We start from the raw sequence: 6483 nt of genomic DNA, 5'->3' as shown, positions 1-6483 counted from the left end.
CCCGGGCGGTACGGCTCCGGGCGCGCTCATGCCGGGCGGGGTGAACGCCCCGTACGCGGGCGCGGGCGGGGTGGGCACCCCATACGCGGGCACGGGTGGGATCGCAGCCGTGGTCCCTGCCGTGGCTTCCAGACCGGCCCCCTGAGTCATCGACCCCTCCACCATCACGCCGCCGTCCCACCTTGTGGACCTTGCCTGGTCGACGGCGGTCCGCGGTGTCGTCCGCCCATCATAGGAATGACCGTGAGGGCTTGTGACGCACCAGGGTGCCGTCAATCGGTGCTCGCTCCTGCTTGGTCGGACTTTTATCCCGGATTGGCCCGGTAGGGGAAGCCCATTGGTCTCAGCTCCTCCTCCGGTCATCCTTGAGTCACCCTCAGGTCAGCCTCCGGCACGGCTGCGCGGGGCGCTGACCGTCGTACGGGGCGGACGGCGCTGTGACGACGTCCGCACGATCAATTCGGTGGGTATGACCTGCTCGACGGGGTGGTCGGTAGCAAGGCCCTCGATGGCGTCGATGAGCAACTGTACGACCGCCGTGCCGATCCGGCGGGGTTTGAGTGAGAGGGTCGTGATGGGCGGCTCGGTGGTGCGGTAGACGGTCGATTCGCTACAGCACACCAGCAGCAGATCGTCCGGGACGCGCAGTCCGTAGCGGCGGGCGGCGGCGAGCAGATCGGTGCCGTTGGGGTCGAAGAGGCCATAGACCGCGTCGGGGCGGTCGGGGCGGGCGAGCAGCCGGTCGGCGGCACCGGCACCGGCACAAGGGTCGTGGGCCGGGTACGCCTCATAGACGGGATCCTGTCCCACGCGTTCGCACCACCGCAGATACGCCGTGGTGGACAGCCGGGTGTAGGTGTCGGTGGACGTCCCGGTGAGCAGTCCGATCCGGCGGGCGCCGGCCTCGGCGAGATGGTCGAGCAGTCCGAGCACCGCCGCCTCGTGGTCGTTGTCGACCCAGGCGGTGACGGGGAGGGCGCCGGCCGGGCGGCCGTCGCTGACCACGGGGATGCCCTGGCGTAAGAGCTCGGTGACGACCGGATCGTGGTCGGAGGGGTCGATCACCACGGTGCCGTCGAGGGCGACGTTGGACCACACATCGTGACGGGAGGTGGCGGGGAGGATGACGAGGGCGTAGCCGCGGGCCAGCGCGGCGGAGGTGGCGGCTCGCGCCATCTCGGCGAAGTAGGGGAACTCGGTGAAGGTGAAAGGTTCATCCCCGTACGTGGTCACGGTCAGGCCGATGAGGCCGGACTTGCCGGTACGGAGGGTGCGGGCCGCTGCGGACGGGCGGTAGCCCAGCCGCTCGGCGACCTCGCGGACATGGCGGCGGGTGGCCTCCGGGAGCCGGCCCTTGCCGTTGAGCGCGTCGGAGACGGTCGTGATCGAGACCCCGGCGGCGGCGGCCACGTCCCGGATGCCCGCCCGCCCTAACCGGCGGCCGGCCGACCGGCTCACCTGGTGCTTCCCTGCTGCTGTCATGGCCAGCCGATAGTAGGGCTCGGGTGGGAGGGTTGCGCGATTCCGCCATCGGTATTCGGAAGGCACGTTTCTGCATGAACGCCTCCCTCAATTCCCTTGGAAGTGAAGCCAGTTGGAGGATCCACCGGGCCTCTGGTCGCCCCTGGCATATCCACGCCTGCTGATTGATACATGTCTCGAAGAGGTCTCAACTCACCTGCACGGGTGATGCGCGCCACGGCGCTCGCCACCGGCGCGCGCGGAAAAGCGGGGCGCTCCCCCCGGTGGGTACGCGGGCACCGGGGGCGGGTACGCGGCGGCGCCCGGCGGGTACGCGAGACGGGGGAATCCTCATAAGGTGTGCAGTATTGCCGTGTGCGAACGCTGTACACGGTCCGGGACAGGATGGGTCGAGGAGGACTGTCGGTGACCGAGAAGAGCCCCAAGCTGCGTGCCGCGCTGGACGGCATTCCGACGTACAAGCCCGGCAAGCCGGCCGCCACGGGGGGTCCCCTGGCGTTCAAGCTCTCCTCCAACGAGAACCCCTATCCGCCGCTGGCCGGGGTGCTGGAGACGGTGGCGGACGCCGCCGCGTCCCTGAACCGCTACCCGGACCTCGCCTGCACCGCGCTGATCGCCGAGCTCGCGGAGCGCTTCGAGGTGCCGCTGGAGCATCTGGCCACCGGGACCGGTTCGGTCGGCATGGCCCAGCAACTGGTCCAGTCCACGGCGGGGCCGGGCGATGAGGTGATCTACGCCTGGCGGTCCTTCGAGGCATATCCGATCATCACTCAGATCGCGGGCGCGACCTCGGTGCAGGTTCCGCTGACCGATGACGAGGTCCACGATCTGGACGCGATGGCCGATGCGATCACCGACCGCACCCGGCTGATTTTCGTCTGTAACCCCAACAATCCGACCAGCACCGTTGTGCGCCGGGCCGAGCTGGAGCGGTTCCTGGACCGGGTGCCGTCCGATGTGCTGGTGGTGCTGGACGAGGCGTACGTCGAGTTCATCCGGGACGAGCGGGTCCCCAACGGAGTCGACCTCTACCGGGACCGGCCGAACGTCTGCGTGCTGCGCACCTTCTCCAAGGCGTACGGCCTGGCCGGGCTGCGGGTCGGCTTCGCGATCGCCCATGAGCCGGTGGCGGCGGCGTTGCGCAAGACCGCGGTGCCGTTCGGCGTCAGCCAGCTCGCCCAGGACGCGGCGGTGGCCTCGCTGCGCAGCGAGGACGCGCTGCGGGAGCGGGTGGACGCGCTGGTCACCGAGCGGGGCCGGGTATGGGAGGCGCTGGCCGCCCAGGGGTGGACGATCCCGGACTGCCGGGCGAACTTCGTCTGGCTGCGGCTGGGGGAGCGCACGCTCGACTTCGCGGCGGTGTGCGAGGCGGCGGGCGTGGTGGTCCGGCCGTTCGCGGGTGAGGGGGTGCGGGTGACGATCGGCGAGCGCGAGGCGAATGAGATCTTCCTGCGGACCGCGGAGGCGTTCCGCAAGGAGCTGTGAAGCCCTGAGCCCCGCCGGAAGCGGTGAGCCACGCGCTGAACGGCCGCCTCCGGAGTCGGCAAGGGGCCCATCGGCCCCTCCGTAAGGTGCGCAGCATACCCAGACGTGCCCCATTCGCCCCCTCCCACCCCCTGTGGGAGGGGGCGCAGCCATGTGCGTATCATTGCTTGTGAATGTGAATACGTTCACAAGCTCGCTCGCGGGCAGGCACGACCGTAAGGAGAGATTCAGGTGAATCTGGCTCTGGCGCCGGAGACGCTCGCCCGGTGGCAGTTCGGTATCACAACCGTCTACCACTTCCTCTTCGTGCCACTCACGATCTCTCTCGCCGCCATCACGGCGGGTCTGGAGACCGCCTGGGTCCGCACGGGCAAGGAGAAGTACTTCCACGCCACCAAGTTCTGGGGCAAGCTCTTCCTGATCAATATCGCGATGGGTGTGGTCACCGGCATCGTGCAGGAGTTCCAGTTCGGCATGAACTGGTCGGACTACTCCCGCTTCGTCGGTGATGTCTTCGGTGCCCCGCTCGCGATGGAGGCCCTGCTGGCCTTCTTCTTCGAGTCGACCTTCATAGGTCTGTGGATCTTCGGCTGGGACAAGCTGCCCAAGAAGATCCACTGCGCCTGCATCTGGATCGTCTCGATCGGCACGATCCTCTCGTCGTACTTCATCCTGGCCGCCAACTCCTGGATGCAGCATCCGACCGGGTACACCGTCGACAAGGCCACCGGAAAGGCCCAGCTCACCGACATCTGGGCGGTGCTGACCCAGAACACCACCCTGGTCGTGGTCTTCCACACCCTGACCGCGGCCTTCCTCACCGGCGCCGCCTTCATGATCGGCATCTCCTCCTTCCATCTGCTGCGGGCCAAGCGCCGCCGGGAGCGCGGCGAGGAGCTGGGCGAGCAGCGGAAGAAGCAGGTCGGGGCGATGCGGACCTCGCTGCGGGTGGGCCTGGTCGTCGCGGTCATCGCGGGGATCGGCACGGCGCTCAGCGGTGACCAGCTCGGCAAGGTGATGTTCGAGCAGCAGCCGATGAAGATGGCGGCGGCCGAGGCGCTGTGGGACACCCAGTCGCCCGCGCCCTTCTCGATCTTCGCCGTCGGCGATGTCAGCAAGGGCCACAACAGCGTCGAGCTGGAGGTCCCCGCCGCGCTCTCCTTCCTGGCGCACAGCAACTTCACCGACGCCGTCCCCGGGATCAATGACATCGCCCAGCGGGAGGCCGACGCCTACGGCGGTCAGCCCGATGACTACATCCCCAGCATCTTCATGACCTTCTGGGGCTTCCGGCTGATGATCGGCTTCGGCATGACCTCGTTCGTCGCCGGGCTGATCGGGCTGTGGACGACCCGGCGCAAGCGGTGGCTGGACCCCGCCTTCCGCACCGGCGAGGACGAGGTGCCCCGGCTGATGCTCACCAAGAAGCGCGAGATGAGCCCGCTGCTGTCCACCTGGTCCTGGCGGATCGGCATCCTCACCATGGGGTTCCCGCTGATCGCCAACTCCTTCGGCTGGATCTTCACCGAGATGGGCCGGCAGCCCTGGGCGGTCTACGGGCTGATGAAGACCGCCGACGCGGTCTCCCCCGGGGTGAGCCAGACCGAGGTACTGATCTCGCTCGGCGTCTTCACGCTGCTGTACGGGGTGCTCGCGGTGATCGAGGTGCGGCTGCTGACCAAGTACGCCAAGGCCGGACCGGACACCGACGAGAAGCCGCCGGCCAAGGACCCGAAGCTGCGGCTGCCCTCGGGCGGTCCGGGCGGTCCGGGTGGCGGGGCCGCCGCCGAGGACGAGGACGCCGACAAGCCGCTGACCTTCGCGTACTGACGGCCGGAGAGAATCATGAACCTTCACGACTTCTGGTTTCTGCTGATCGCCTTCCTGTGGACGGGCTACTTCTTCCTGGAGGGCTTCGACTTCGGCATCGGCGTGCTGACCAAGCTGCTGGCCCGTGACCGCACCGAGCGCCGGGTCCTGATCAACACGATCGGGCCGGTGTGGGACGGCAATGAGGTCTGGCTGATCACGGCGGCCGGGGCGACCTTCGCCGCCTTCCCCGACTGGTACGCGGCGCTCTTCAGCGGTTTCTATCTGCCGCTGCTGGCCATCCTGGTCTGCCTGATCCTGCGCGGTGTCGCCTTCGAGTACCGGCATAAGCGCCCCGAGGACCGCTGGCAGCGGAACTGGGAGCATGCGATCTTCTGGTGCTCGCTGCTGCCCGCGTTCCTCTGGGGTGCGATCTTCGCCAATCTGGTGCACGGGGTGCCGATCGGCCGGGACGGGAACTACGCGGGCGGTCTGCCGGACCTGATCACGCCGTACGCGCTGCTGGGCGGGGCGGTCACGCTGGTGCTGTTCACCTTCCACGGCGCCGTCTTCGCCGCGCTCAAGACGTCCGGCGACATCCGGACGAGGGCACGGCGGTATGCGACCGGGCTCGGGCTGGCCACCGTCGTGGTCACGGTGCCGTTCCTGGTCTGGACGCAGCGCGACAGCGGGAACGCCCGCAGTCTGGTGGCGGTCGTCATCGCCGTACTGGCCCTGGTCGTGGCGCTGGTCATGAACCGACGGGGGCGTGAGGGGTGGGCCTTCGGACTGTCCGGGGTGACCATCGCGGCGGCCGTCGCGATGCTCTTCCTGGCCCTGTTCCCCGACGTCATGCCGTCCTCGCTGGACGCGAAGTGGAGCCTGACGGCGGCGAACGCGGCCTCCAGCCCCTATACGCTCAAGATCATGACGTGGGTCGGGGCGATCATGATGCCGCTGATCATGGCCTACCAGGCGTGGACGTACTGGGTCTTCCGTAAGCGCATCGGTACCCGGCACATCCCCGCCGCCCACTGATGCTTCGGGTGGTGTGTTTCACGTGAAACCAATCGACCCCCGGCTGCTGCGGTACGCACGGGCCACCCGCTTCTTCCTGGCCGCCTCCGTGGCGCTGGGCCTGGCCGGAGCGGGTCTGGTCATCGCGCAGGCGATGCTGATCGCCGAGATCGTGGTGGGCGCCTTCCAGCGGGGCGAGGACGTGGCGGCGCTGACGGTCCCGCTGGGGCTGCTGGCGCTGGTCGCCGTCGGCCGGGCGGCCGTCTCCTGGCTGACCGAGCTGGCCGCCCATCGGGCCGGTGCGGCGGTCAAGTCGGAGCTGCGGCTGCGGCTGGTGGAACGGGCCGTACGGCTCGGGCCGAGCTGGCTGGACTCCCAGCGGACCGGTGCGCTCACCACCCTCGCCACCCGCGGCATCGACGCGCTGGACGACTACTTCGCGCGCTATCTCCCTCAGTTGGGGCTGGCCGTGGTGGTGCCGGTGGCGGTGCTCGCCCGGATCGTCACCGCGGACTGGATCTCCGCGCTGATCATCGTCGCCACGCTGCCGCTGATCCCGCTGTTCATGATGCTCATCGGCTGGGCCACCCAGTCCCGGATGGACCGCCAGTGGCGGCTGCTGTCCCGGCTGTCCGGGCATTTCCTCGATGTCGTCGCCGGACTGCCGACCCTCAAGGTCTTCGGCCTGGG

5 protein-coding genes are annotated in these 6483 nt (G+C 68.9%); 4 read left to right on the top strand and 1 reads right to left on the bottom strand.

Annotated elements, in window-relative coordinates:
• Window positions 1-381 precede the first annotated feature (381 nt).
• Complete coding sequence (locus tag KN815_RS42695; protein ID WP_216347148.1) at window positions 382-1482, bottom strand: LacI family DNA-binding transcriptional regulator; 1101 nt, start codon at window positions 1480-1482, stop codon at window positions 382-384.
• A gap of 405 nt (window positions 1483-1887) precedes the next feature.
• On the opposite strand from KN815_RS42695, the gene hisC reads away from it, so the two are divergent.
• The 4 genes from hisC to KN815_RS42675 all read left to right on the top strand — a co-directional run.
• On the top strand, window positions 1888-2967 hold the full coding sequence (hisC, locus tag KN815_RS42690) for a histidinol-phosphate transaminase (protein ID WP_216347147.1): 1080 nt from the start codon (window positions 1888-1890) through the stop codon (window positions 2965-2967).
• 231 nt (window positions 2968-3198) lie between these two features.
• Entirely contained in the window at window positions 3199-4797 is a 1599-nt protein-coding gene (locus tag KN815_RS42685; RefSeq protein WP_216347146.1) for a cytochrome ubiquinol oxidase subunit I, read from the top strand.
• Window positions 4798-4812: 15 nt separating this feature from the next.
• On the top strand, window positions 4813-5814 hold the full coding sequence (cydB, locus tag KN815_RS42680) for a cytochrome d ubiquinol oxidase subunit II (protein WP_216347145.1): 1002 nt from the start codon (window positions 4813-4815) through the stop codon (window positions 5812-5814).
• 13 nt (window positions 5815-5827) lie between these two features.
• A partial coding sequence (locus KN815_RS42675; RefSeq protein ID WP_253209598.1) for an ABC transporter transmembrane domain-containing protein occupies window positions 5828-6483 on the top strand: 656 nt, incomplete at its 3' end.

Source organism: Streptomyces niphimycinicus, assembly GCF_018883605.1.
Lineage (GTDB): Bacteria > Actinomycetota > Actinomycetes > Streptomycetales > Streptomycetaceae > Streptomyces > Streptomyces niphimycinicus.
The sequence above is the reverse complement of the archived record's forward strand: the minus strand, read 5'-3'. Positions and strand labels throughout refer to the sequence as shown.